At 65.3% G+C, this 24,567-nt stretch carries 24 protein-coding genes and 1 tRNA gene; 16 read left to right on the top strand and 9 right to left on the bottom strand.

Annotated elements, in window-relative coordinates; genetic code table 11:
• The first annotated feature begins 47 nt into the window (after positions 1–47).
• The 3 genes from AB7531_RS40925 (at position 48) to AB7531_RS40915 (ending at position 3,223) form a co-directional block, all read left to right on the top strand.
• Entirely contained in the window at positions 48–461 is a 414-nt protein-coding gene (locus AB7531_RS40925; RefSeq protein ID WP_063985928.1) for a PAS domain-containing protein, read from the top strand.
• 104 nt (positions 462–565) lie between these two features.
• The gene (locus AB7531_RS40920; RefSeq protein ID WP_063979871.1) at positions 566–1,618 is read left to right on the top strand and encodes a hypothetical protein; all 1,053 of its coding nucleotides are present in this window, start codon (positions 566–568) and stop codon (positions 1,616–1,618) included.
• 162 nt (positions 1,619–1,780) lie between these two features.
• Positions 1,781–3,223: an MATE family efflux transporter gene (locus AB7531_RS40915; protein ID WP_231143699.1), complete on the top strand. Its 1,443-nt coding sequence runs from the start codon at positions 1,781–1,783 to the stop codon at positions 3,221–3,223.
• On the opposite strand, the gene AB7531_RS40910 is transcribed toward AB7531_RS40915, so the two are convergent.
• The 5 genes from AB7531_RS40910 to AB7531_RS40890 form a co-directional block, all read right to left on the bottom strand.
• Positions 3,220–3,723, bottom strand: a complete 504-nt coding sequence (locus AB7531_RS40910) for a hypothetical protein (protein ID WP_063979869.1) — start codon at positions 3,721–3,723, stop codon at positions 3,220–3,222. The two genes, AB7531_RS40915 and AB7531_RS40910, sit on opposite strands and share 4 nt — an antisense overlap.
• A 100-nt stretch (positions 3,724–3,823) precedes the next feature.
• The gene (locus AB7531_RS40905; protein ID WP_028148013.1) at positions 3,824–4,225 is read right to left on the bottom strand and encodes an SRPBCC family protein; all 402 of its coding nucleotides are present in this window, start codon (positions 4,223–4,225) and stop codon (positions 3,824–3,826) included.
• Positions 4,226–4,401: 176 nt separating this feature from the next.
• Complete coding sequence (locus AB7531_RS40900; RefSeq protein ID WP_063985927.1) at positions 4,402–4,761, bottom strand: VOC family protein; 360 nt, start codon at positions 4,759–4,761, stop codon at positions 4,402–4,404.
• Between the two features lie 55 nt (positions 4,762–4,816).
• Positions 4,817–5,656 carry a helix-turn-helix transcriptional regulator gene (locus AB7531_RS40895; protein WP_231143698.1) on the bottom strand — a complete coding sequence of 280 codons (840 nt, stop codon included), beginning with the start codon at positions 5,654–5,656 and terminating at the stop codon, positions 4,817–4,819.
• A gap of 96 nt (positions 5,657–5,752) precedes the next feature.
• Positions 5,753–6,328, bottom strand: a complete 576-nt coding sequence (locus AB7531_RS40890; RefSeq protein ID WP_063985926.1) for a methylated-DNA--[protein]-cysteine S-methyltransferase — start codon at positions 6,326–6,328, stop codon at positions 5,753–5,755.
• A 173-nt stretch (positions 6,329–6,501) separates the two neighbouring features.
• Between AB7531_RS40890 and AB7531_RS40885 the strand changes: the two genes are divergently transcribed.
• From AB7531_RS40885 to AB7531_RS40825, 13 genes are all read left to right on the top strand, one after another.
• Positions 6,502–6,575, top strand: a tRNA-Gly gene (locus AB7531_RS40885).
• Between the two features lie 511 nt (positions 6,576–7,086).
• A complete protein-coding gene (locus tag AB7531_RS40880) occupies positions 7,087–10,140 on the top strand; it encodes a DPP IV N-terminal domain-containing protein (protein ID WP_063979867.1) in 3,054 nt (1,017 codons plus the stop codon).
• 187 nt (positions 10,141–10,327) lie between these two features.
• Positions 10,328–10,909, top strand: a complete 582-nt coding sequence (locus tag AB7531_RS40875; protein WP_028160282.1) for a helix-turn-helix domain-containing protein — start codon at positions 10,328–10,330, stop codon at positions 10,907–10,909.
• Complete coding sequence (locus AB7531_RS40870) at positions 10,909–11,421, top strand: GNAT family N-acetyltransferase (RefSeq protein ID WP_063979866.1); 513 nt, start codon at positions 10,909–10,911, stop codon at positions 11,419–11,421. Before AB7531_RS40875 ends, AB7531_RS40870 begins: the two co-directional genes overlap by 1 nt.
• Positions 11,422–11,423: 2 nt before the next feature.
• The gene (locus AB7531_RS40865) at positions 11,424–11,888 is read left to right on the top strand and encodes a GNAT family N-acetyltransferase (RefSeq protein ID WP_063979864.1); all 465 of its coding nucleotides are present in this window, start codon (positions 11,424–11,426) and stop codon (positions 11,886–11,888) included.
• Between the two features lie 88 nt (positions 11,889–11,976).
• Positions 11,977–13,020, top strand: a complete 1,044-nt coding sequence (locus AB7531_RS40860) for a LacI family DNA-binding transcriptional regulator (protein ID WP_231143697.1) — start codon at positions 11,977–11,979, stop codon at positions 13,018–13,020.
• A gap of 82 nt (positions 13,021–13,102) precedes the next feature.
• A complete protein-coding gene (gene xylB, locus AB7531_RS40855) occupies positions 13,103–14,560 on the top strand; it encodes a xylulokinase (protein ID WP_063979863.1) in 1,458 nt (485 codons plus the stop codon).
• Positions 14,557–15,879 (top strand): xylose isomerase, encoded by a 1,323-nt coding sequence (xylA, locus tag AB7531_RS40850; RefSeq protein WP_063979862.1) that lies wholly within the window; start codon positions 14,557–14,559, stop codon positions 15,877–15,879. Before xylB ends, xylA begins: the two co-directional genes overlap by 4 nt.
• A gap of 12 nt (positions 15,880–15,891) precedes the next feature.
• On the top strand, positions 15,892–16,650 hold the full coding sequence (locus tag AB7531_RS40845; protein WP_014491326.1) for an ATP-binding cassette domain-containing protein: 759 nt from the start codon (positions 15,892–15,894) through the stop codon (positions 16,648–16,650).
• On the top strand, positions 16,650–17,732 hold the full coding sequence (locus AB7531_RS40840) for an ABC transporter permease (RefSeq protein ID WP_085399632.1): 1,083 nt from the start codon (positions 16,650–16,652) through the stop codon (positions 17,730–17,732). Before AB7531_RS40845 ends, AB7531_RS40840 begins: the two co-directional genes overlap by 1 nt.
• A gap of 94 nt (positions 17,733–17,826) precedes the next feature.
• The gene (locus tag AB7531_RS40835; protein WP_063985925.1) at positions 17,827–18,759 is read left to right on the top strand and encodes a sugar-binding protein; all 933 of its coding nucleotides are present in this window, start codon (positions 17,827–17,829) and stop codon (positions 18,757–18,759) included.
• A gap of 106 nt (positions 18,760–18,865) precedes the next feature.
• Positions 18,866–19,843 (top strand): aldo/keto reductase, encoded by a 978-nt coding sequence (locus AB7531_RS40830; protein ID WP_063985924.1) that lies wholly within the window; start codon positions 18,866–18,868, stop codon positions 19,841–19,843.
• A 3-nt stretch (positions 19,844–19,846) separates the two neighbouring features.
• Positions 19,847–20,698 carry an amidohydrolase family protein gene (locus tag AB7531_RS40825; RefSeq protein WP_063979861.1) on the top strand — a complete coding sequence of 284 codons (852 nt, stop codon included), beginning with the start codon at positions 19,847–19,849 and terminating at the stop codon, positions 20,696–20,698.
• 183 nt (positions 20,699–20,881) lie between these two features.
• On the opposite strand, the gene AB7531_RS40820 is transcribed toward AB7531_RS40825, so the two are convergent.
• From AB7531_RS40820 to AB7531_RS40805, 4 genes are all read right to left on the bottom strand, one after another.
• Positions 20,882–21,247 (bottom strand): nuclear transport factor 2 family protein, encoded by a 366-nt coding sequence (locus AB7531_RS40820; protein WP_063979860.1) that lies wholly within the window; start codon positions 21,245–21,247, stop codon positions 20,882–20,884.
• Positions 21,248–21,401: 154 nt separating this feature from the next.
• Positions 21,402–21,752, bottom strand: coding sequence for a RidA family protein (locus AB7531_RS40815; protein WP_014491332.1), 351 nt, complete (start codon positions 21,750–21,752; stop codon positions 21,402–21,404).
• Between the two features lie 117 nt (positions 21,753–21,869).
• Positions 21,870–22,787, bottom strand: coding sequence for an alpha/beta hydrolase family esterase (locus AB7531_RS40810; protein ID WP_094183948.1), 918 nt, complete (start codon positions 22,785–22,787; stop codon positions 21,870–21,872).
• A gap of 3 nt (positions 22,788–22,790) precedes the next feature.
• Positions 22,791–24,449 (bottom strand): FAD-binding dehydrogenase, encoded by a 1,659-nt coding sequence (locus AB7531_RS40805; protein ID WP_063979858.1) that lies wholly within the window; start codon positions 24,447–24,449, stop codon positions 22,791–22,793.
• Positions 24,450–24,567: the final 118 nt, after the last annotated feature.

Genomic DNA, 24,567 nt, shown 5'->3' with positions numbered 1-24,567 from the left:
TACTGCCGGGATGCAAGCTGAAATCCGGCTGCATGCGAGGTGGCGAGATGAGTGTTCAATCCGAACTCGACGCAAGGATCGTCGACGACGTCGCGGACGCGCTGATCTATTCGGATCGCTCCGGCACCATCACGCGCTGGAATCGCGCATCGACCACACTGTTCGGCTTCTCGGCGGACGAGGCGCTCGGCCAGAACCTCGATCTGATCATTCCCGAACATCTGCGTGCCGCGCACTGGAAGGGCTTCGAAGCTGCGCTTGCCACCGGGGCGATGAAGCTCGCGGGCAGGCCGACGCTGACCCGCGCGTTGCACAAGAGCGGACGCAAGCTCTACATCGAGATGACCTTCGCGCTGGTGCGCGATGCCGGTGGTGCCGTGGTCGGATCGGTCGCGATGGCGCGCGACGTCACCGAACGCGTCGAGCGCGAGCGCGCGGCCAGGCTTGCGCAAAATTCGTGATGCGGAATTGACGGGCTGGCGTGCAGGGCGCTCTGCTTGAGCGTCAGGTTGCCTCGTACAGGGCGCAGTGACACACTCGATCAAAACAACGATCGGGAGCGAACATGACCGCCGCAACAGACGCAGCAGAGGAAGCGCAATGGAAGCGCTGGCGTGCGGTCGCCGACCTCTATCACGCCTATTTCACCGGACTCATCCTCACCGTCGTCACACGGCGCGGCACGGCGGATGCTGCCGAATTCGTCTTCCGCGTGTTTCGCCGCCAGCAGCAGGAGCGCTTCCTGCCGGGGCTCGAAAAGCTCGGTCTCAGTCATCTGCCGCCTGCGGTGGCCGCCGCGCAATATCACTATCTCTCCAACTGGATCGGCGGCGTGCATGTCGAGTACATGTATGAGAGCGATCGCAAAGCCTGGATCCGCTATCCGCCGCCGCGCTGGATCTGGAAGGGCACCGCGATCTGCGGCGTGCCGGGTGAGGTCAGCCGCGCGATGCTGCGCGGCTGGCACGCCAACAATGGCGTCGCGCTCGGCGATACCAGGCTCGGCTTCGTCTGCACCAAGCAGAGCGTCGACGGTCAGGATGGGCTCGAAGGCTATTATTATCAGTACGACCACCCGCTCGAGCTGGATCAGCGCCTGGTCTTCGCGCGTCATCTGGAAGCGCCGCTGTTCGATGCGAAGAGTGCGCCTGCGCTACCTGTTTCGAGCTGGCCAAAACCGCGGCTGGAAAAAGCCTATCGCAACTACGCGATGGAATATGTGCGCACCGCCGCGCCCGTGATGGTGCAATTGTTCGGCCCGGAAGACGCCGGCTATCTCCTGCACCTCACCGGCAAGCTGATCGGGATGCAGTATTTTGACGAGGTCGCGGCGGCACTGTCCATGAGCCGCGGTGGCGCCAGCGAGTTCGCAGCGTTCCTGAATGCGCTGATTGCCGCGCAGGATGACTCTGCCGAGACGACCGCGTCAGAAGGCACGTTTGAATTTCGTCAGCAGAGCTGGAAGCTGATGGATGACGTCGCCGACTATCATCGCGCCTGCACCAAGGTGCTGGAAGGGTTGTTCGAGGGGCTCGCTGCCGGATGCGGGCGGCACATCGGCGTGCACCTGCGCCCGACAGCGGGCGGTCGGCCGCCGCTGGTGTGGACCATTGAGTAATTCCACCACTTGAAATGCGCTGCCGCAGGGCACGCCTGCATCCGGCGCAGGAGGAATCGGCAATTGCCGTGCTAAGCCTGTCGCCGCGCCTTCCGCGCGACGAAATTTATTGGCACACCTACGCATTGCCGCGCCGCGAATGGCCTGCGCCCGGGAGAGGACATGTCCGACATCGCCGAAATCCCGGTCGATGAACAAGAGCGTCCGTTGCCGCCGCCTCCGCGGCCGGTACGAAGCGCGCTGATGGACGGGCCGATTCTGCGCACGCTGCTCGGCCTCGCCTGGCCGAACGTGGTCGCGCTGTCGGCCGGCACCTGTGTGGTGATCGCGGAGACCTCCTATATCGGCCGGCTCGGCGTCGAGGCGCTGGCGGCAATGGCGCTGGTGTTTCCGACAGTGATCCTGACCATGACCATGTCCGGCGGGGCCATGGGCGGCGCCGTGGCGTCGGCCATCGCGCGGGCGCTCGGCGCAGGCGACCGCGAGCGCGCCGGCACGCTCGCCGCACATGCGCTGCTGATCGGCATCACCTTCGGCCTCGTCTTCATGCTGGGCATGCTGATCTTCGGGCCGCGCGTTCTGGAAATGCTCGGCGGACGGGGGGATGTGCTGACGCATGCGGTCGCCTACACACAGGTGTTTTTTGGCGGGGCCGTGCTGCCGTGGCTGCTCAACACCATGGCGGGCGTGTTGCGCGGCACCGGCAACATGAAGCTGCCCTCGCTGTTGATGCTGAATTCCGCGGTCATGCAGGTTGTGCTTGGCGGCACGCTGGGCCTCGGGCTCGGGCCCGTGCCGCAGTTCGGCATGCGCGGCGTCGCGGCCGGCTCGCTGATCGCCTATTCCGTGAATATCTGCGTGATGGGCTGGTACCTGTTATCCGGCCGCGCCCGAATCGTGCCGAAACTGCGCGGGCTTCGCGTTCAATGGGCGATGTTCTTCGATATCCTGAAGGTCGGCGCCATCGCCTGCTTCTCGCCGCTGCAATCGGTGCTGACGATCTCGATCTTCACCCACATGCTGGCAAAGTTCGGCACTGCGATCCTCGCCGGCTACGGCATCGGCGCGCGGCTGGAATTTTTGCTGACCTCGATCGCGTTCTCGTTCGGCATCGCTTCGGTGCCGATGATCGGCATGGCGATCGGCGCGGTGCGCATCGCGCGCGCCCGGCGCATCGCCTGGATCGCCGGTGCGAGCGCGTTCGTCGCCGTCGGCGCGCCGGCGTGCCTCGTCGCGCTGTTCCCGGATCTCTGGGTCAACATCTTCACCGACAGCGCAACGGTGCGTGCGACCAGCCATCAATATCTGTCGACGGTGGCGCCGTTCTACGCCTTCATCGGGCTCGCCTCGACAATGTATTTCTCGTCGCAGGGCGCGGCCAAGGTGATCGGGCCGGTGCTGGCGCAGACCGCGCGCCTGATCTACATCGCGGCGATCGGCTGGTGGCTGTCGACGCACGACGCCACCGCGCAGAGCTTCTTCTGGCTGGCCGCGAGCTCGATGGTCGTGCTCGGCCTGCTCTCGAGCTCCAGCGTGGTGCTGACACGCTGGGGGCCGCGCGAGAGCAAGCCTGCGATCAGGCCGGCTCTGTCGGCTGCCGATTAGCGGTGCCTGTGGCGGCGATGGCCGCCACCGCCGCCGACATTGGCGAGCCGCATCAGCTGCGGAATCATCGCCATCATGTCGCCGCCGCCGGAACCACCCAGCATACCCATGATGTCGCCGCCACCCATGCCGCCCATTCCGGTCGGCATGTAGCCGCCTGCGCCCATCGGCGTGTAGCCGCCGTAGTTCGGCGCGCCGAAGCCACCGCCGAAATTGCCGCCACTCAGGCTGCCGCCGCCCCCCATCATGCCGCCGAGCCCGCCGCCGCCGTTCTCCATCATGCGGCTCATCATCGGACCCATGGTCTGCATCAGCATGGCGAAGCGGCGCTTGCCCATCTTCGCCTTCATCATCTCCAGCATCGGCGCCATCTGGGTCATCATGTCCTCGCCGCCGGCGCCTCCGCCGCCGAGGAACTGCGCCTTTGCCGGCGCGCTCGAGATCGAAAACAGCAGCAGCACGGCGGCCGCCTGGCAGATCACCTTATCCGCACCTCTCATGGCCTGCTCCTCGCGTGCGTGGCTCCGCCGGGAGAGCGGAGCCAACCGGACGCACGCGGCCATGGTTAGGGCCGGCGAGGGCAGGGCTCTGTGCGAAAGATCACGCAGCCACGGCCGGGAACGCCCGGTGTATTGCGGCGACGGCGTCCCTGGTCTGCCCCTGGACATAAGCCGCAAGCTCGTTCGGCAGCATGTCGATGATCCAGACAAGGCGGCAGCTCGCCTCGCCCTCGGCGATCACCTGCACCGAGGCGCTGTAATGCCTGAGCCGCTCGTTGTTGATGGCGTAGACCAGCCGCTGCCGCGCATCGTCGCAATCGACCAGCACCTCGCGCGCCACTGATCCATTGGCGAAGGTGACGATGCGTGCATCACCGTCGAGCGTGCAGGCGGTGACGAAGCCCGGCGCCAGCCGCTGAGGCAGCGCGCCGAAATCGCGTACGGCGTCCCAGACGTCGCGGGCGGGAACGGGGAGGGGGATGTCGTTGTGGATGGAGGCCATGAAGGTGTCCTTGATTGAGAGGTTCGTAGGGTGGGCAAAGGCGCGCTCTTCGCGCGTCGTGCCCACCATTCATCGGCACAGTCGCACGCGATGGTGGGCACGCTTCCGCCTTCGCTCTTCGAGCTACGGCGGACAAGTCGCTTTGCCCACCCTGCGAGTGCTCGTGCGCGGCGGGCTCACACGCAAACCGCCTCGATGTTGTTGCCATCGGGATCAATCAGGAACGCCGCGTAGTAGGTCGGGCTATAGTCCTTGCGCGGGCCGGCGCCGCCATTGTCACGGCCGTCGCTCTTCAAGCCTTCGCTGTGGAATGCCTTGACCGCATCATGGTCCTTGGCGCGAAACGCGATATGCGCGCCGTCGGCCTTGCGTCCCTTGTTCAGGTGCAGCCAGAGCGCCGGCTCGCCCTTCGGCCCGAAGCCCGCATAGCCGTCGCCGCTCGAGCACAGGGCGTAGCCGAGCGGCGCCAGCACCGCGGTGTAGAAGCGCGTGGCGGCGTCGAGGTCGGCAACACGCAGTCCGATGTGGTCGTACATGATCGTCTCCATTGCAAAGCGCGCCGCAACTGGCGCGCGCCGGAGACGACCCTATTCAGTTGAGGGTCGCGCGCTCTTGGAGAATCTTGCGCTCGCCCTTCGACGCCTGCCGGAACTTCGTCGGCGACACGCCGGCGGCGCGATGGAAGGTGCGGACGAAATTGGAGAGATCGCCGAAGCCGACGTCATAGGCGATGTCGGTGACCGCGATGTCATCATCTGTCAGCAGCCGCGCCGCATGGCGTAGCCGCGAGCGCACCAGATATTGATGCGGGGTGACGCCGAGCACGGCCGAGAACAGCCGCAGGAAATGGAACGGGCTGAGGCCCGCCTGCCGCGCCGCCTGTTCGAGGTCGACCTCGGCATGCGAGTTGGCGTCGATCCACAGCGCGGCTTCGACTGCGCGGCGGCGGTCGCGTGCGGTGGGCGTGGCCGGCTTGCGCGCCTTGCCCGAGACGACATCGATGAAGCGGCCGGCCAGAATTTGACCGACCTCGTCGAGACCGAGGTCGCTGTTGCCATCTGCCGCCGTCTGGGCGAGCTCGCCCAGCACCATCAGCTCGGGCAGCGGCGGTGTCGCGCCGACCTGCCAGATCTCGCGCCGTCCCCCGAGGGCATCGACCAGGTCCTCGCTGAAGAAGAAGCCCAGGCAGACGTCGCCGCTGACGTGCTCATGCGTGCAGGTGTATTCCTCGCGTGGAGCGCCGACCAGCATCGAGCCCGCCACCAGCTCGAAGAAGCCGGCGCGGCACTGGCAGCCGAAGCTGCCGGAGCGGACATAGGCAATGGAATGCCCGGTGCGGCACTCCGCGAACGGCTTGTCGTCCGGTCCCGCATCGCAGCGAAACTCCGAGACCGTCATCGATTGCGTGGTCAGCAGCGTGGTCGCATCCATGCCACCTATCTAGGCATGGTCCGGACAAGTGTGTAGCGGTTGTCCGACAAGATCATGCCCAAAAAAACAAAGCTAAGGTGCGATTCCGATCGCGCCTTAGCTGGGCCTCGGTGGCGCAACGGGCAGCAGCACCTCGAACAGCGTCTTGCTCGCGACCGGATGGGCGCCCTCGAGCGCCAGCAGCCGCCGCTTGGAGATCACCCCGCCGTAAGGCGAGAGTCGGTCGGCGTAATTGCCGGCCTCCAGCACCCGGTGACAGGGCACGATCAGCATGTAGGGATTTTTGGCGATCGCCTGCGCCACCGAATGCGCGGCGCCGGAGGCGCCCAGCGCCTTGGCGATCTCGTGATAGGTGCGGGTCTCCCCGCGCGGAATGGCGCAGGCGGCTTCATAAACGCGCCGATGGAAGCCGGGGACGCCGCCGGCGTCCAGGCTGACCTCGGAAAAATCAGGGTCGCCGCCCTGCAGCAAGCCTGCGATGCCCTCGATCGCAAGCTCGGCATTCAGCGGAGGCTGCTGCTCGCGCGCCTCGGGATGGACCGCGAAAATCCGGCGGCGGGTATCGATCTCCCGCGCCTCCGGCAATTGCACGGCGACCACGCCGGTGCTGCTCCAGACGATGCCGCAGCGCCCTATGGCCGTGTTGAATATCGTGTAGCCACGCCCCAGCATGCACACGCCCCACTCAGTGCACGTCTCTCCCCAGACGCGCGATCATAACACCGCCACAATCCGGCGCACCTGGAATCTTACTGAAACGTTAAGAAGCGTCCGGCCGGGTGCGCCAAACCGCTTGGCGGGAGGCGCCGTCTCGGCTAATCAGAGCGGGCGCTGCATGCGCATAAGCGGGCGTAGTTCAATGGTAGAACGGCAGCTTCCCAAGCTGCATACGAGGGTTCGATTCCCTTCGCCCGCTCCATTCAAAAATTGATGGCCGCTGATTTGGCGTGTTGGATGTTTCTCCGACCCATGGCCACGTTCATCTTGGCGTATCCGGAAGCATGAAGGGGCCAAAGATCCGCCAAATGGCGTCGGTCTCCCCAGCGTCGGTTAAAGTGGCCAATTTTTGGCGATGGCAATTCTTGGTGATGTAACGGATCACCGCTCGCGCTGCATTTCAGAATGGAGCGGCTTATTCATCCCGACGACACGAGATCACCCTGAGGGATGCTATGCGCTCTCGCAGTTCGGCGCGGCTGCGTATCGTGAAAGACTGCTGGCGCAGTTTTGATTGCCTGTTGTGCAGCGGCGCAGCCAACGACGCTCAATCTGATCCTTCATCTGATCCTTCGCGGCTGCATCAAGCGTTCGTCATCTAGGGGCACTAAACTTGCCTTGGACAGCAGGGACTCATTGGTGCCGCGTTTCTGTTTCTGATTGTCGTGCAAAACATTCGGGTCCGGCCTGTTGCCGGGCAAACGGAGGCATTGATGACAAATTCAGCACCTGTTTTCACCGCTGGCGGTGGCAGCGACGATGCGTTCACGCGCGTGTCGACCAGCGCAACCGGGGCGCAGGCGGATGGCGCGAGTGTCCAGGCAGCGTTCTCGCCCGACGGCACGAAAGTGGCGTTCGCATCCTATGCCGACAATCTGGTGCCCGGCGATACCAACGGTGCACCCGACGTCTTCGTGAAGGACCTTTCGACCGGGGCGATCACGCTCGTGTCGACCGATGCCAGCGGGGTTCAGCTGGGTGGCTACCAGCCGATTTTTTCGCCCGATGGCACCAAGCTGGCGTTCGCAACGGGCGTCGACATCTTCGTGAAGGACCTGGCCACCGGTGCCCTCACGCGCGTATCGACGAGTGCCAGTGGGGAGCAGGCGGACGGCTTATCGACCACCAACCCGATATTCTCGCCTGATGGCACCAAGGTTGCGTTCTATTCCGATGCCGACAATCTCGTGCCTGATGATACCGACCACGTGCGCGACATCTTCGTGAAGGACCTGACCACTGGCGCGATAACGCTCATAGCGCCCAGTCCATACAACGGAGGACCCGGCGGCGGCGGGCTTGAGAATGGCTTTACCTCCCCCCCCTCGTTCTCGCCCGATGGCACCAAAATCGTGTTCGGGTCGGCCACAGTGCGCGGCGACACCACCGAGATCTACATCAAGGACCTTTCCACCGGGGCCACCACACTGGTGTCGGAGAGCGCCAGCGGCGCTCGTGGGGATCGCGGCAGCTTCGACCCGGTGTTCTCGCCAGATGGCACCAAGGTGGCGTTCTATGCCTTTGCCGACAATCTTGTGCCGGGTAGTTCTAACAACCTAATCGGCAACATCGTCATTAAGGATCTGACCACAGGCGCGGTCACGCTGGTATCGACCGATGCCGACGGAGTCCCGCAGAACAACGGCGAAGCCCAGAAACCCGTGTTCTCGCCTGATGGCACCAAGATTGCGTTCTATTCCAGTGCCACCAATCTCGTGCCGGGTGTCAATGCCGATCAGGTCGTCTATGTGAAGGACCTGGCCACGGGTGCCATCACGGCCGTCTCGACCAATGGGGGCAGGCCGTGGGAATTCGGAGGCGGCAGCCGGCTTCCCGTGTTCTCGCCTGATGGCACCAAGGTGGCATTCGAGTCTTTATCCAGCATTCTGGTGCCGGGCGATACCAACCATACCTACGACATCTTTGTAAGAGATCTTACTACGCCTTCCTTCACCGCAGCGAAGCTGACGGACAATGGCGCTGCCCATGTTTCGACATCGCAGGCGGGTTTCTTTGCCGGTGCCCACACGGTCGCGGTGGCACCGCAAGACGGCAATCTCGGCACACTCACGGCCACCATCGACGTTGCCGATGGCAAGGTGACGTGGAGCTATGATGTCTCTCATGCCGACATCGCTCCGCTCGCGGCCGGACAGACCCATACCGACATCTTCATCTTGGTCCTCGACGGCTTCTACGGGACACAGGGCATCACCGTGACGCTGAGGGGAATCGATGATGCGCCCGTGATCAGCTCGGGCACGACGGCAAGCTTCGCGGAGAATGGCTCTGGCGTCGCCTACCACGTCGCGGCGACCGATGTGGACAGTCCCGCGCTGACCTATTCGCTGTCCGGCACTGACGCGGCTCTGTTCGACGTGTCGGCGACGGGCGATGTGACGTTCAAGTCCGCGCCCGACTTCGAGGCGCCGAAAGACGCGAACCACGACAACGTCTATGACGTCACCGTCGCGGTCAGCGACGGGACAGAGATCGCGACAAAGAACGTCGCGATCACGGTCACTGACGTGAATGACACCAGCGGCGGCGGTGGCGTTCTGACGGTCACCGGCTCGACCGGCTTCACGTCGATTGACCGGGCCACGATCAATATCAGCGTGACCGGCAATTTGCACGAGACCGGCAGCGCCGGTGTCATCAGCAACAGCACGATCAACAATCTCGGTTCACTGAGCGAAGCCCAGGCGATGCTCGCGTTCGTGAACGATACGATCGCCGGCGGTTCCCTCGGTGCGATCGTCGCCAATGGCGGCACCATCACCTTCGACAACGTGCATCTGGACGGGACGTCGTTGGATGCGACGTCAGGCGGGCTTATCGAATCCGTTGCAGGCAGCGCCAACAGCTTCAACAACGTGACACTCAAGGCTGGCGCCGTGTTTGACGACAGTGCCGGAAGCGTTCTGAATGTCAGCGGCACGCTGAACAATGGCGGCAAGATCGAGTTCTTCAATTTCGCGAAAGCCATCCTGACCGGCGACGCCACGGTCATTGGCAATGGCGAGATCAAGCTCGATCCGGGCTCCTCGATCCTGAACAGCGGTGCACATCACACGCTCGACCTTGACGGCGGCACGATCGACGGCGCCGGCACGATCGGAAACGGAGATCACAGCCTCACCTTGGATATCGGCGTCTCCGGCACGCTCGAGGCGAACGGGTCCCAGCCGCTTGCGGTGAATACCGGCAATTCCGTCACCAGCAGCGGCCTGATCGAAGCCGTGCATGCCTCGCTCGATTTCGACGACGCCGTTTTCAACACCTTTGGAACGATCACCGCAGATCAGGGCGGCACGATCGATTTCGGGAATGGCTTGACCAATGGCGGCATCGTCAATGTCCACGCCGGCAGTGAGGTGGATGTCTCGGGCAACCTCGTCAACAACGCCACTGTCCTGGATAATGGCGTGCTCAAGGTCGACAATTTGAGCGGGACCGGAACGGTCAACGTCAACAACGGGACATTGGTGGTCACCGGTAATTTGAGCAGCAATGTCGTTCTGACGGGTACGGACACGTTTGTTTTCGGGCCCGACGCCCGGCAAACATCCGGTGTCATCTCAAACTATACGCCAGGCACGACGCTGGTGCTGGATGGCTTCGACGCCAAGGTGAACGCGGCCTTCGACACTCAGACCAATATTTTGACGCTGACCGATGCGGATCATCATGCGATGACGCTTCACCTCGCGCCCGGATCCCTGATCCCGCAGGCCCACGGCGCGGCGCCGGATTTTCTGGTCTAGCGAATTTCCCCAAGGACACTTTGCCGAGCCCGCCATGTCCAGGCGGGCTGTGGCAATTCGCCAGGGAATTTGCCGCGCAAAAATTCTAATATATTAGCTGCATCCGGCATGCGCGCCCCGCCCGGCTTAAGCTTCTCCCGCCCTGATGGGTGCGGTCCTCCTGTCGGGCAATATTCGGATGAAAGCCATGGACCAGCAGAAACTCGACCGTGCGATCGGTCGTCGCTTGAAGACCTTGAGGACGCAGGCGGGCATGACGTTGAACGAACTCGCGACGCGCTCCGGTGTCAGCCGGGCCATGATCGGGAGGGTGGAGCGGGCGCAGAGCAGCGCCACCGCTGCGCTGCTCAACAAGCTCTGCGCGGCGCTCGATGTCACCCTCAGTGACGTCGTCGCGCTCGCCGAGAAACCGCCGGAGCGATTGATGCGGCTTGCCGACCAGCCGCTTTGGCGCGATCCCGACAGCGGCTACCGGCGGCGTCATGCCTCGCCGCCGGATGCGGCGAGCGGCATCGAGATCATCGTCGTCGACCTGCCGGCCGGAGCGCGTGTCTCCTACAGCCCCTGGGGCCGCAACGCGTTCACCCAGCAGCTCCTGATGCTGGAGGGTGCGGTCTGCGTGCATATCGACGCCAAGACCGTGCGGCTGCGCGACGGCGATTGTCTCGATTTCGACGTGATGCGGGCGGTGACCTTCGAGAACGAAACCAAACAGGATGCGCGCTACGTCATCATCACGCGGCGCGGCACATCGTATGGGAAAATGTGATGTCGCTGATCGTGCGGGACGCCACGCTGGAGGATGCCGAAGATATTTTGGCCATCTACAACTACGCCGCGATCAACACCACGGCGGTGTGGACCGACGGACCGGCCGATCTGGATTCGCGGCGCGAGTGGATGCGCGCTCGGCAAGCGGCCGGCTATCCCGTGCTGGTCGCAATGAAGGGCAGGGACGTCGTCGGCTTCGCATCATTCGGCGATTTCCGCCCCTGGCCCGGCTATCGCCACACCGTGGAGAATTCGGTCTATGTCGGCGAGCAACATCATCGGCTCGGCGTCGGCCGCTGCCTGATGGCCGCGCTGATCGAGCGCGCTACTGCGCTCAACAAGCACACGATGGTCGCCGCGATCGAGGCCTCGAATTCCGCCTCGACCGGGCTGCACGCGTCGTTCGGCTTTGCCGAGGTTGGCCGTATGCCTGAGGTCGGCTGCAAGTTCGGCCGCTGGCTCGATATGGTCCTCATGCAGAAGCGGCTTTCAAGTGAGGTGAGGCCGTGACGATGCAGGTCCGTACCGGCGACACCTTTGATCCGCGCGTCATTGAGCTGCTCGACCATCATGTCACGGCTGCGCGGGCGCAGACCGCGCCGGGCAGCGCCCATGCGCTCGATCTCGCTGGGCTGCGCGCGAGCGACGTCGCGTTCTGGACCGGCTGGGACGGCGAGACGCTGGTCGCCACCGGCGCGCTGAAGATGCTCTCGGCCGACCATGGCGAGGTGAAGTCGATGCACACGCTGCAAACCACGCGGAGGCGCGGCTTCGGCGGCCGGATGCTCCGCCACATCATCGCTGAGGCCCGCGCGCGTGGCTTGAAGCGGCTCAGCCTCGAGACCGGCTCCTGGGATTATTTCAAGCCCGCGCATGCGCTCTACCAGGCGCACGGTTTTGTGCTCTGCGGCCCGTTCGAGGGCTATGTCGAGGATCCCAACAGCCTGTTCCTGACGCGCGACCTTATGGGCGGCTGAGGCCGCGCGGTGTGACCCGGACCCGAAAACATCGTCGTGCGCCTCAAAATGAGTTGCGTACCTCAAAACACCTCGATAACCTTCAGCCATGGCCGATACTCTCACCGCGACCGCGCTGACGCTGAAGGACATCGCCCGCGAGGCGGGTGTCAGCCTTGCGACGGTCGACCGCGTCCTGCACAACCGCCCGGGCGTGCGGCCCGATACGGTCCGGCGGGTCAAGGCGACGATCGAGCGCAACGCCTTCCAGCCGCACGTCGCCGCCGCCGAGCTCGCCCGCAGCCGTGCCCGCCGCTTTGCCTTCGTGATGCCGGCGGGGCCGAACCCCTTCATGCAGCAGATCGAGGCCTATCTCGGCGAGATGTCGGCCTGGCTCTCGGCCCGCCGTCTCGGCGTCGAGGTGGTCGCCACGGATGTGTTCGACCCGTCCGTGCTCGCGGCCTCGCTGGAGGCGCTGTCCGGCGATTACGACGGCGTCGCCGTGGTGGCGCTGGACCATCCCGGGGTCCGCGCCGCGATCAACGATCTCGTCGACGCCGGGACCAGGGTCGTGACGCTGGTCTCGGACGTCCCGTCCTCGCGTCGCCACCATTATGTAGGCATCGACAACATTGCGGCGGGACGCACCGCCGGCGCGCTGGTCGGTCGGCTGGTCGGCCAACGGTCCGGCAAGGTCGCGATCGTCGCGGGCTCGCAGGGCCTGCGCGACCATTCCGAACGCATCTTCGGCTTCAGCCAGGTGATGGCGTCGGAATTCCCCGATCTCAGCGTGCTGCCGGTGCTGGAAGGGCGCGACGAAGACGGCCGTTCGGAACAGGTTCTGGCGCAGCTGCTCGGCAGGCATGCTGACATTGTCGGCCTTTATAACGTCGGCGCAGGCACGCAAGGCGTCGCCACAGCGTTGAGCGATGCCGGCCGCGGCAAGCAGGTGGTATTCGTCGGACACGACGTCACCGTACTGACGCGCCGGCTTCTGTTGCAGGGCGTGATGGATGCCGCGATCTCGCAGAACCCCGGGCATGAAGCGCGCGCCGCCGTGCGCGTGCTGCTCGCGCTTGCGCGCGGCGAGCCGATCTTGCGCGAACAGGAGAAGATCAGGATCGACATCGTGATGCGGGACAATTTGCCCTAGGGGCGGGTGGATTTCGAAACGGTCCGTTGCGGAAAGGGCGACTCTGAGATCGCGCACCGCATCAGGCGAAAGGGAGGACGGCGTGTATCTCGGTATCGACATCGGCACATCCGGTGTGAAAGCGGTGCTCGTGAGCGAAACCGGCGCGATTGTCGCGACGGCCGCGCGCGAGCTTGCGCTGTCGCATCCCGCGCCGCTGTGGTCCGAGCAGAATCCCGACGCCTGGGTCGATGCGGCGGTTGGCGCCGTCGACGATCTCGCCGCCCGCCATCCGCGCGAGGTCGCGCAGGTGCGCGGCATCGGGCTGTCCGGCCAGATGCATGGCGCGACGCTGCTGGACGAGGACGGACGGCCGCTGCGCCCCGCTATTCTGTGGAACGACGGCCGCTCTCACGCCGAATGCGTCGCGCTCGAGCGGCGCTGCCCGTCGCTGCACACGATCGCCGGCAATCTGGCGATGCCCGGCTTCACCGCGCCAAAGCTGCTCTGGGTCGCGCGGCACGAGCCGCAGATCTTCGAGCGCGTGGCAAAGGTGCTGCTGCCGAAGGCCTATGTGCGTTATCGCCTCACCGGCGAGATGGTCGAGGACATGTCCGACGCCGCGGGCACGCTGTGGCTCGATGTCGGTCTGCGCCGCTGGTCGGCGCTGCTGCTGCATGCCGTCGGGCTCGATCTCCACCACATGCCCCGCCTCGTCGAGGGCAGCGAGGTCAGTGCAGTGCTCGCGCCCGAATTCGCGCGGCGCTGGGGCATGACGAATGAAGTCGTGATTGCCGGCGGTGCCGGCGACAATGCCGCGAGCGCCATCGGGCTCGGCGCGATCGCGCCAAGCGATGCATTCCTGTCGCTCGGCACATCCGGCGTGGTGTTCCGCGTCACCGACCGGTTTGCACCGGCACCGGCTTCGGCCGTGCATGCGTTCTGCCATGCGCTGCCCGGCCTCTGGCATCAGATGGGCGTAATGCTGTCGGCCGCGGCTTCGCTGGCCTGGCTCGCGGGCGTGATGGAGACGCCGGCCGCCGCGCTCCTGGCGCCGCTCGGCGAGCGTGTCGACGGACCGAGCTCCATAAAATTCCTGCCCTATCTCGATGGCGAGCGCACGCCGCACAACGATGCCGCCGCCAGCGGCGCCTTCGTCGGCCTGCGCGGTGCGAGCGGGCGCAGCCAGATCGTGCAGGCCGTGCTGGAAGGCGTCGCCTTCGCCGCGCGCGACAACCTCGCGGCGCTGAGCGCGGCCAGCGGGCCAATCGCGGAGGTCGATCTCGTCGGCGGCGGCTCGCGCTCGCCGCTGTGGGCGCAGATCTGCGCCGATGTGCTCGGCATTCCCGTCCACCGCGTCGAGGAAGGCGAGGTCGGGGCGGCGCTCGGCGCCGCGAGGCTCGGCCGGCTCGCCGCTACCGGCGAAGATCCCGCGGAAGTGTGCAAGCGCCCGCGGCGGCTCGCGAGCTTTGCGCCCCGCGCATCCGTCACTGCGGCCTATGACGACGCCTATCGGCGGTGGCGCGAACTTTATCCTGCGTTGAAGGAGAGCCTTAAGTGAACGCACCAGCAAAATTCTTCGATGCAAGCGCCCCTGTCGCCTTCGGCGGCAAGGATGCGGGAAACACGCCCGCCTTCCGATGGTACGACAAGGACCGGCTCGTGCATGGCCGCAGGCTCGAGGATCATCTGCGCTTTGCGGTCTGCTACTGGCATTCGTTCTGCTGGCCGGGCGGCGATCCCTTCGGCGGCGAGACCTTTCTGCGCCCCTGGCATCAAGGTGCTGATGCGATGGCGCAGGCACGCGCCAAGGCCGATGTCGCCTTCGAGCTGTTCCGCCTGCTGGACGTACCCTTCTTCACCTTCCACGACGTCGATGCGGCGCCGGAAGGCACTTCGCTCAGCGAGTCCGTCGCCAATCTCAACGCGATCGCCGATCTGTTCGAAGCGAAGATGGCCTCCGCAAAAGTCCGCTTGCTCTGGGGCACAGCCAATTTGTTCACGCATCGCCGCTACATGGCGGGTGCCGCGACCAATCCGGACCCCGAAATCTTCACCTATGCCGCCGGCCAGGTCCGCGCCGCGCTGGAGGTGACGCACCGGCTCGGCGGCCAGAACTACGTGCTGTGGGGCGGCCGCGAGGGCTACGAGACGCTGCTCAACACGGATCTCAAGCGCGAGCTCGACCAGCTCGGCCGCTTCATCTCGCTGGTCGTCGAGCACAAGCACAAGATCGGCTTCAAGGGCCCGATCCTGATCGAGCCGAAGCCGAAGGAGCCGACCAAGCATCAATATGATTTCGACGTCGCCACCTGCTACGGCTTCCTGGAACGCTACGACCTGCTGAACGACGTCAAGCTCAACATCGAGCAGAACCACGCCATCCTCGCCGGCCACTCCTTCCATCACGAGGTGGCGCTCGCCGAGGCGCTCGGCATCTTCGGCTCGCTCGACGTCAATCGCGGCGACGATCTGCTCGGCTGGGACACCGACCAGTTCGCGATGAACGTGCCGGAGCTGGCCCTGGTGTTCCACGAGATCCTGAATCGCGGCGGCTTCACCTCGGGCGGGCTCAATTTCGACGCCAAGATCAGGCGGCAGTCGATCGACCCCGACGATCTGATCCATGCCCATGTCGGCTCGATGGATGCCTGCGCGCGCGCGTTCCTCGCCGCCGCCGACATGCTCGATGCCGGCGCCCTCACCGCACCGCTCGCGCAGCGCTACGAGGGATGGGCGGCACCCGAAGGCCGGGCCATTCTCGGCGGCCAGCGCTCGCTCGCCGAACTTGCCGACCGTGCGCTCAGCCCCGGCTTCGACCCGCGGCCGCGCTCGGGACGGCAGGAATATCTGGAATCCCTGGTAAACCGCTACGTCTGAGGAAGGCCGCTGATGACAAAGGCTGAAGCGACACCGGTCCTCGAGCTGACCGGCATCGGCAAGGAGTTCGGCGCAATCCGCGCGCTGCACGGCGTCGACCTGCAGGTCCAGCCCGGCGAGGTCGTCGGCCTGATGGGCGACAACGGCGCGGGCAAGTCCACGCTGGTCAAGATCATCGCCGGCAATTTCCGTCCCAGCCATGGCGAGATCCGCTTTGCCGGCAACGCGGTCCATTTCAACCGGCCCGTCGATGCCCGCGGCGTCGGCATCGAGGTCGTCTACCAGGACCTCGCGCTTGCCGACAATCTGACGGCTGCTGCCAACGTCTTCCTCGGCCGCGAGCTGAAGCGCAGGTTCGGCCCGCTCGCACTGCTCGACCACAAGGCGATGGCGGCGCGTGCGCTGGAGCTGTTCGGCGAATTGCGCTCGGAGACGCGCCCCGACGATCTCGTCAAGCAGATGTCTGGCGGCCAGCGCCAGGCGGTTGCGATCGCGCGGACGCGGCTGTCCAACGCGCGGCTGGTCATGATGGACGAGCCGACCGCCGCGATCTCGGTACGCCAGGTCGAGCAGGTGCTCGGCCTGATCCACCGGCTGAAGGAGCAGGGCGTCGCCGTCATGCTGATCTCGCACCGCATGCCCGACGTGTTCGCGGTGTGCGATCGCGTGATCGTCATGCGCCGCGGTGAGAAACGGGCCGACAAGCCGATCCACCAGACGTCGCCCGAGGAAGTCACCGCCCTGATCACCGGCGCGAAGGAGGCGGCGTGATGGCCATGCCCTTGGAATCTCCGATCAGCTTCACCAATGTCGGCCGGATCAGATGGTGGCAGCGCGGCATCTTCGCCTCCCAGACCGGCTATGTCCTGCTCGCGCTGGCGATGCTGCTGGTGGTGATGCATTTCGCCAGCCCTTATTTCTTCACCGAAGGCAACATGCAGAACGTGGCGAAGAATTTCTCCTTCATCGCCATCGCCACCCTCGGCGTCACCTTCGTGATCATCACCGGCGGCATCGATCTGTCGGTCGGCTCGATGATGTGCTTCTCCGCCATGATCACCTCGATGGTCATGACCGAGCTGTCGGCGCCCGGCTCGCCCGCAGGCTCGCTGTTCGTGCATATGGCCGCTGACGGCAAGACCGTGCTGGCCAACGTGCCGGGTCTGATCCTGCTGATCTCGATCCTCGCGGGCCTCGGCGTCGCGCTGATCGCGGGCCTCGTCAACGGCTTCTGTATCGCCGTGCTCGGCCTGTCGCCCTTCGTCACCACGCTCGGCATGCTCTCGATCGTGCGTGGGCTCGGCTACGTCGTCTCCAACGGCCGCGGCAGTTTTCCGGGTGGGCCGGACGCTGATTACTTCTACGCGCTCACCTCGGGCGATGTGCTCGGCGTGCCCGTGCCCTTCATCTATCTCGTGGTCCTCGCGCTGGCGATGGCCGTGGTCCTGCACCACAGTTCGTTCGGCCGCCACGTGTTCGCGCTCGGGGGCAACGAGAAGGCCGCCGAGCTCACGGGCATACCGGTCGTGCGGGTGAAGATCGAGGTCTATGTGATCTGCGCGCTTGCCGCAGGGCTGCAAGGCATCATCATCTCCGGCTGGCTCGGATCGGCGCCCGCCAACATGGCGACGTCCTACGAGCTCAACGTGATCGCGGCGGCCGTCATCGGCGGTGCCAACCTCGCCGGCGGCATCGGCGGTCCGTTGGGGGCCATCGTCGGCTGCGTGTTGCTGGAAGTGATCCGCAACGGCCTCGTGCTGGCACAGGTCAGCTCCTACTGGCAGCAGACGCTGGTCGGCGTGATCATCATCCTGGCTGTGCTGGTCGACCGCATCCGCTCGCGGATGATCTGAAATGACGTCGTTCCGGGAGGGCAACGAAAATGTCGCCTGTCCGCTCCCCGGACGATCTTAAGAGGACGGGCGCCAGATAAGGGTGGAGGAAACAATGAGGAAACTTCTTCTTGCCGGCATCGCGGTCGCGATGATGGCGACGCCGGCGTTTGCCGCGAACTACCGTTTCGTGATCGTGCCCAAGGCGATGAACAATCCGTTCTTCGACTTCGCGCGCGACGGCTGCCTGAAGCGTGCCAAGGAGCTTGGCAACATCGAGTGCATCTACAAGGGGCCGGTGGAGCATGAGCCGGCGACGCAGGCGCAGATCATCCAGGACTTCGTCACCCAGAAGGTCGACGGCCTCGCCATCTCGGTCGCCGACGTTGCGGCCATGACCAAGTCGATCGAGGCGGCGACCGCGGCCGGCATCCCCGTCATCACCTTCGATGCCGATGCGCCTGGCTCCAAGCGGATCGCCTATATCGGCACCAACAACAAGGAGTTCGGCGTCGCGCTCGGCAAGGAGCTCTTGAAGCTGCGGCCCGATGGCGGCAAATACGCGATGGTCTCGGGCGGTCCGGGCGCCAAGAATCTCGCCGAGCGCGTCGACGGCGTCCGCGAGGCGCTGAAGGGCTCGAAATGGACCGAGGTCGCGGGCTCGCCGACCTTCTGCAACGACGATCCGGCGCTGGCGGTCCAGCAGATGACGGACATGCGCACCGCCACGCCCGACCTCGCCTCGATCGTTCCCATCGGCGGCTGGCCGATGTTCGCCCCCGAAGGCTTCAAGGCCTTCGCCTCCAGGAACAAGAAGGACATCGACTCCGGCAAGTTCACGCTGGTCGTCGCCGATACGCTGAAGATGCAGCTCGAACTGCTGCGCGACGGTTACGCCAATGCGCTGGTCGGCCAGCGTCCGTTCGAGATGGGCGAGAAGGCGATGGATACGCTGCTCGCCATCAAGAAGGGCGAGAAGGTACCCGAGATCGTCTATACCGGCCTCGATCTCGTGACCAAGGACAACGTTGCGCAGATGTTGAAGTAGGAGCGTCGCCAGCCCCGTGCTCCTGCGAACCTCTCCCGCTTGCGGTTTCCGCAAGCGGGAGAGATGATTGGACGGTTGGAAGGAAGACTTTTGGAAGGCAATGGGAATGAAACGGTCGCGGCTCGGCTCCCTCGACGTCACCTCAATCGGTCTCGGTTCGGCCCCGCTCGGCGGATTGTTCACCGCCGTCAGCGATACCGATGCGTTCGCCACGATCGAGCGCGCCTGGTCGGCCGGCATCCGCTTCTACGATACCGCGCCGCTCTACGGCTTTGGCCTCGCCGAACGGCGGCTCGGCGCTTTCCTGCGGCAGCAGCCGCGCGACTCCTACGTCATCTCGACCAAGGTCGGTCGTCTGCTGCGCGCGCCGGATGGCGCGGCCGCCGAGGACGCGCACTACAAGGGTACGTCGCGCGAGCGGCCGGTGTTCGACTTCTCCCATGACGGCGTGATGCGTTCGGTGGAGGAGAGCCTGACGCGCCTTGGGCTCGATCGCATCGATGTCCTGCTCGTGCATGATCCCGACGATCACTATGACGATGCCGTGGCCGGCGCCTTCCGCGCACTCCAGCGCCTGCGCGCCGACGGCACGGTCAAGGCGATCGGTGCCGGCATGAACCAGTCGGAAATGTTGGTCCGTTTTGCCCAGGCCGTTCCGGTCGACTGCTTCCTGCTCGCCGGCCGCTACACGCTGCTCGACCAGGGCGCGCTGGATGCGCTATTTCCGGTCTGCCGCGAGAAGAACATCGGCATCCTGCTCGGCGGCATCTACAACAGCGGCATTCTGGCCAATCCGCATCCTGGCGCGAAGTTCAACTATCAGGACGCCGACGCGGCGCTGATCGCGCGTGCGCTCGAGCTCGACGAGCTCTGCCGCAAGCACGGGACCGAGCTGAAGGCCGCCGCGCTTCAGTTCTGCATGGCCCATCCGGCGGTCACAATTGCCGTGCTGGGCGCGCGCAACGCCGCGGAAGTGTCCGACAACATCGCGATGTCGGAGAAGGCGGTGCCACAAGCCTTCTGGCAGGAGCTGCGTGCGCGCAAGCTCGTCGACGCACGCGCGCCGTTGCCGGGCGGAGCGTGAGGCATGATCGTCGACGGCCATCAGCATTTCTGGGATCCTTCGCGCGCCGACTATCCCTGGATGGACGCGCCGGAATTGGCCTCGATCCGCCGCGCCTTCGGCCCCGCCGATCTCGCGCCGCTGTTGAAAGCAAACGGCATCGACGCGAGCATCGTGGTGCAGTGCCGCTCCGCGCTGGAGGAGACTGAGGAATTCTTGCGGATCGCGCATGCGACGCCCTCGGTGATTGGCGTCGTCGGCTGGGCCGATCTGACGGACGGTGCGCTTGGCGACACGCTCGATCGGCTGCGCGCTTCGCCCGGCGGCGACAAGCTGGTCGGCATTCGTCACCAGGTGCATGACGAGGCCGATCCGGACTGGCTGCTGCGCGAGGACGTTCAACGCGGCCTCACCGCAACGTTCGCCCGCGATCTCGCCTACGATTTCCTGGTCCGCACCCGCGAACTGCCCGCCGCGATCGCAACTGCACAGGCCTTTCCGCAAGCGCGTTTCGTGCTCGACCACGCCGCAAAACCGCCGATCGCCGATGGCGGAAGCGCCGAATGGGCCGATCGCATCGCGGCTCTCGCGGCCTGCGGCAATGTCTGGTGCAAGATTTCGGGCCTCGCGACGGAAGCGGTGTGGAGTGACTGGGATGCCGAGCGGCTGTTTCCGTTCGTCGAACATGCCGCAACATGTTTTGGCGAGGATCGCCTGATCTTCGGCTCGGACTGGCCGGTGTGTCTGCTTGCCGGGAGTTATGGCGAGATCAAGGGGGCGCTGGAAGCGTGCCTGGCGAAGCTTGGGCCGAATGTTCGAGAGAAGGCATTTGGTGTGAATGCGAAGCGAGCCTATCGGCTGGCAACTGCAAGCTAAGGGCCGGGCTCTTGCTTACCCTCCCCTGGAGGGGGAGGGTCGATCGCGCGTAGCGCGAGCGGGGTGGGGTGATCTCTCCGCTCGGGCACCGCATCGGTGGAGAGACTGTCACCCCACCCCGTCTCACATTTCGCTGCGCTCAATGTGAGCCGACCCTCCCCCTCCAGGGGAGGGTAAGAGGCGTCACGCGCCCGCGGGCACCTGGTCCAGAAATCCCGTGATGCTCCTGATGCGGCCGTCCTTCAGCACGGCGAAGTCGGTGCCCTTGATCGGGCTGTCGACACCGTCGGGACCGAGGCCCCACGAAAAGCGGACATGCTCGCCGTAGCCGTTGGGCTCGCCGATCAGCGTGAACTTGAAGTCGGGGAAACGCTGCTGCACGCCCGCGATCAGCGCGTCGATGCCGTCCCGGCCGTCGCCCTTCATCAGGGGATCGACATAGCTCGCATCCGCCGTCCAGTTTTCGCTGAGCAGTTCGCGACGGCGGCCTGCGGTGCGCTCGTTCCAGAGCTCGATGTAGCGGCGGGCGATGGTGACGGGGTCGGTCATGGTGTTCTCCTTCGATGGCGCCGTGTTCGGCTGTCTCGACTATCGAAGGTTCGCACGCGCAGATCGATTACCTCGGAGGTCATGCGCACGCAGAAAAGAAGCGCGATGATGCTCTCATCGCGCTTCGGACGTTCGCAACAATTTCAGCGCGAATTTACTTCGCCGCGGTGACCATGATCTCGACGGTGTACTGAGCCGCCGCGAGCTTGGCTTCGACGGTCGCGCGAGCCGGGGTGTTGCCGGGCGAGACCCAGGCGTCCCACACCGCGTTCATCTCGGCAAAGGTCTTCATGTCGGTGATGTAGATCGTGGCCGAGAGCAGCTTCGACTTGTCGGTGCCGGCCTTGGCGAGATGGCTGTCGATGGTCGCCAGGATGTCCTGGGTCTGCTTCGTGACGCTTTCACCGGCGGCCTTGTTGGCGACGACGCCGGCGAGATAGACGGTGTTGCCGTGCACGACGACCTGGCTCATGCGCGGGCCGGTTTCGAAACGCTGAATGCTCATTGGGGGATCTCCTGGTGGGAATGGCGGCCCTGTCTAACCCAGCGCCCCCAGCTCTGCCACCCCAGGCACGCATGCGTTGCCGGGTACGCATGCGTGGCCCGCTGATGCATGCGCCGTTCACGGAAACTGACTGAAGAACGACCAGATCGTCTCGGCACCGTCGATGTCGCGGTTCTGTGGCCCGAGCAGGCTGGTTGCAACCTTCGGGAAGCGGGCATCCGGAGCGAAGCCGGGCATGCGGTGGCCGCCATGGTTGATGCGATAGAGCACGACGTCGTGCCCTTTGGGACAGCGTGAGGAGATCCGTGTGACCGTGGACTGGTCCGCGGGCGCCTTCTCGGGCAAATCGGTCACCTCGGCATCGTCGGTCTCGCAGCCATTGAGCTTGCGCCAGAAAGCCAGCGTCTCTTCGGTGGACCAGAACCCGTCTGCGGCATAATAGCTCGATCCCCGTCCTCCCTCGTAGGGGACCAGCGGGTCGGCGGTGCCGTTGATGAGCAGCATCGGCAGTGGCCGCGACGGATGGCAGGTGACTGCGGCCTCATCCGTGAGATTCATGATCACGCTCGCGCCCGCCGCAAACAGATCGGCGCGCGCGCAAACCAGCGTCATCGCCATGGCGCCGCCATTGGAGATGCCGGCGACATAGACACGCTTCGGGTCCGCCGTGCCGTTCGTCACCAGCGTCTCGACCAGCTTTGCGATGAAGGCGACGTCGTCGGTGCCCTCGGGCGGGCCACGCAGCGCCGGTCCAGCCTTCGTCCGCGCATCGGCCCAGGCATGGTTGAGCCCGTCGGGAAAGACCACGGCAAAACCTTCGCGCTTCGCGACCTGCGGCCACGCTGTTCGCGCGACCATGTCGGCGCCGCGCTGGGTCTTGCCGTGCAGCACGACCACGAGCGGCACCAGCCGCTTCGCCGGCAGTTGCGCGGTGTAGGATCGCTTCACGCCGTTGACGTCGATCGTATCGGCGGATGCGGCCGAGGCTGCGGCCAATGCCGCAAGAAGCGCCCCGATCTGCATCCACCTCCGCATGATCTAGCCCACGGCCTTCGCCGCGGCGCGGCCGGCATTGCGGCCCGAGAACAGGCAGCCGCCGAGGAAGGTGCCTTCCAGCGAACGATAACCGTGCACGCCGCCGCCGCCGAAGCCTGCGGCTTCGCCGACCGCATAGAGGCCGGGAATGACGCTGCCCTCGCTGCCGAACACGCGCGAGTCGAGATCGGTCTCGAAACCGCCCAACGTCTTGCGGGTGAGGATGTTGAGCTTGACCGCGATCAGCGGCCCCTGCGCGGGATCGAGGATGCGGTGCGGAGAGGCGGTGCGGATCAGCTTGTCGCCGATATAGCGCCGCGCATTGTGGATGTTCATCACCTGCGCATCCTTGACGTAGGGATTGGCGATCTCGCGGTCGCGCGCCTCGATCTGCATCCTGACATGCTCGAGCTTGAGGAGGTCGCTGCCGGCGAGCTTGTTCATGGCCGCGACAAGATCCTCGATCTTGTCGCGTACGATGAAGTCGACACCATGGCTTTTGAATGCCTCCACCGGCGCCGGCGCGCCCTTGTTGGTGGCGCGGCGCAGGGTCATCCGCCAGCTCTTGCCTGTCAGATCGGGATTCTGCTCCGAGCCCGACAGCGCAAATTCCTTCTTGATGATGCTCTGGGTCAGGATGAACCAGGAATAATCATAGCCGGTGGACATGATGTACTGGAGCTGGCCGAGCGTGTCGGAGCCGGGAAACAACGGCGCCGGCAGCCGCGTGCCTGTTGCGTCGAACCACATCGAGGACGGGCCGGGCAGGATGCGGATGCCGTGGCGCGGCCAGATCGGATTCCAGTTCTGGATGCCTTCGACATAATGCCACATGCGGTCGCGGTTGATCAGCCGCGCGCCCGATTTCTCGGTGATGCCGATCATGCGGCCGTCGACATGCTCCGGCACGCCGGAGATCATGAACTTCGGCGGCTCGCCGAGCCGCTTCGGCCAGTTCTGCCGCACCAGCTCGTGATTGCCGCCGATGCCGCCGGACGCCACGATCACGGCCTGCGCCTTCAGCGCGAACTCGCCGACCACGTTGCGCGACGAGCTCTTGCCACGCTCGACATTGTCAGGGGCAAGCACGGCGCCGCTGATGCCGTCCACCGTGCCGTTGGTGATGGAGAGCGCATCGACGCGATGGCGGAACCTGAAGGTCAGCCGGCCGCTCTTCATGGCCTCGCGCGCGCGGCGCTCGAACGGCTCGACGATGCCGGGGCCGGTTCCCCAGGTGACGTGGAAGCGCGGCACCGAATTGCCGTGGCCCATCGCGTCATAGCCGCCGCGCTCGGCCCAGCCGACCACCGGGAAGATGCGATGCCCCATCGCGCGCAGCCAGTCGCGTTTCTCGCCCGCGGCAAACGCCACATAGGCCTCGGCCCATTGGCGCGGCCAGAAATCCTCGTCGCGGTCGAAGCCGGCGGTGCCGAGCCAGTCCTGCATTGCGAGATCGAAGGAGTCCTTGATGCCGAGCCGGCGCTGCTCGGGAGAGTTGACCAGGAACAGGCCGCCGAACGACCAGAACGCCTGGCCGCCGAGCGACTGCTCGCCTTCCTGGTCGACCACGATCACCCGCTTGCCGGCGTCGGCGATCTCGGTTGCGGCCACCAGTCCCGATAGTCCCGCGCCGACGACGATGACGTCTGTCTCTTCCGCCATAGGTTCCCCCCTGTAGTTGTCCGGATTGAAGCCAGCCGTTGCAACTGAGATCAAGGGCTTGGCGCGTAAGACATCGTTAACTTGTTCCGGTTTGGGACCGAGTCGGGCCTGGTGCAGC

It is taken from the genome of Bradyrhizobium sp. 63_E2_N1_3 (assembly GCF_052076005.1).
Lineage (GTDB): Bacteria > Pseudomonadota > Alphaproteobacteria > Rhizobiales > Xanthobacteraceae > Bradyrhizobium > Bradyrhizobium barranii.
This window is presented reverse-complemented; position numbering and strand designations above follow the sequence as displayed.

Coding starts and splice junctions, on each gene's coding strand:
- AB7531_RS40900 (WP_063985927.1), bottom strand. CDS start 4,761: ATGTACGACCACATCGGACTGCGTGTTGCCGACCTCGACGCCGCCACG.
- AB7531_RS40875 (WP_028160282.1), top strand. CDS start 10,328: ATGGACCAGCAGAAACTCGACCGTGCGATCGGTCGTCGCTTGAAGACC.
- AB7531_RS40825 (WP_063979861.1), top strand. CDS start 19,847: ATGATCGTCGACGGCCATCAGCATTTCTGGGATCCTTCGCGCGCCGAC.
- AB7531_RS40835 (WP_063985925.1), top strand. CDS start 17,827: ATGAGGAAACTTCTTCTTGCCGGCATCGCGGTCGCGATGATGGCGACG.
- AB7531_RS40870 (WP_063979866.1), top strand. CDS start 10,909: ATGTCGCTGATCGTGCGGGACGCCACGCTGGAGGATGCCGAAGATATT.
- AB7531_RS40880 (WP_063979867.1), top strand. CDS start 7,087: ATGACAAATTCAGCACCTGTTTTCACCGCTGGCGGTGGCAGCGACGAT.
- AB7531_RS40915 (WP_231143699.1), top strand. CDS start 1,781: ATGTCCGACATCGCCGAAATCCCGGTCGATGAACAAGAGCGTCCGTTG.
- AB7531_RS40805 (WP_063979858.1), bottom strand. CDS start 24,449: ATGGCGGAAGAGACAGACGTCATCGTCGTCGGCGCGGGACTATCGGGA.
- AB7531_RS40865 (WP_063979864.1), top strand. CDS start 11,424: ATGCAGGTCCGTACCGGCGACACCTTTGATCCGCGCGTCATTGAGCTG.
- AB7531_RS40910 (WP_063979869.1), bottom strand. CDS start 3,723: ATGAGAGGTGCGGATAAGGTGATCTGCCAGGCGGCCGCCGTGCTGCTG.
- AB7531_RS40925 (WP_063985928.1), top strand. CDS start 48: ATGAGTGTTCAATCCGAACTCGACGCAAGGATCGTCGACGACGTCGCG.
- AB7531_RS40840 (WP_085399632.1), top strand. CDS start 16,650: ATGGCCATGCCCTTGGAATCTCCGATCAGCTTCACCAATGTCGGCCGG.
- AB7531_RS40820 (WP_063979860.1), bottom strand. CDS start 21,247: ATGACCGACCCCGTCACCATCGCCCGCCGCTACATCGAGCTCTGGAAC.
- AB7531_RS40905 (WP_028148013.1), bottom strand. CDS start 4,225: ATGGCCTCCATCCACAACGACATCCCCCTCCCCGTTCCCGCCCGCGAC.
- AB7531_RS40845 (WP_014491326.1), top strand. CDS start 15,892: ATGACAAAGGCTGAAGCGACACCGGTCCTCGAGCTGACCGGCATCGGC.
- AB7531_RS40810 (WP_094183948.1), bottom strand. CDS start 22,787: ATGCGGAGGTGGATGCAGATCGGGGCGCTTCTTGCGGCATTGGCCGCA.
- AB7531_RS40895 (WP_231143698.1), bottom strand. CDS start 5,656: ATGGATGCGACCACGCTGCTGACCACGCAATCGATGACGGTCTCGGAG.
- AB7531_RS40830 (WP_063985924.1), top strand. CDS start 18,866: ATGAAACGGTCGCGGCTCGGCTCCCTCGACGTCACCTCAATCGGTCTC.
- AB7531_RS40920 (WP_063979871.1), top strand. CDS start 566: ATGACCGCCGCAACAGACGCAGCAGAGGAAGCGCAATGGAAGCGCTGG.
- AB7531_RS40860 (WP_231143697.1), top strand. CDS start 11,977: ATGGCCGATACTCTCACCGCGACCGCGCTGACGCTGAAGGACATCGCC.
- AB7531_RS40815 (WP_014491332.1), bottom strand. CDS start 21,752: ATGAGCATTCAGCGTTTCGAAACCGGCCCGCGCATGAGCCAGGTCGTC.
- AB7531_RS40890 (WP_063985926.1), bottom strand. CDS start 6,328: ATGCTGGGGCGTGGCTACACGATATTCAACACGGCCATAGGGCGCTGC.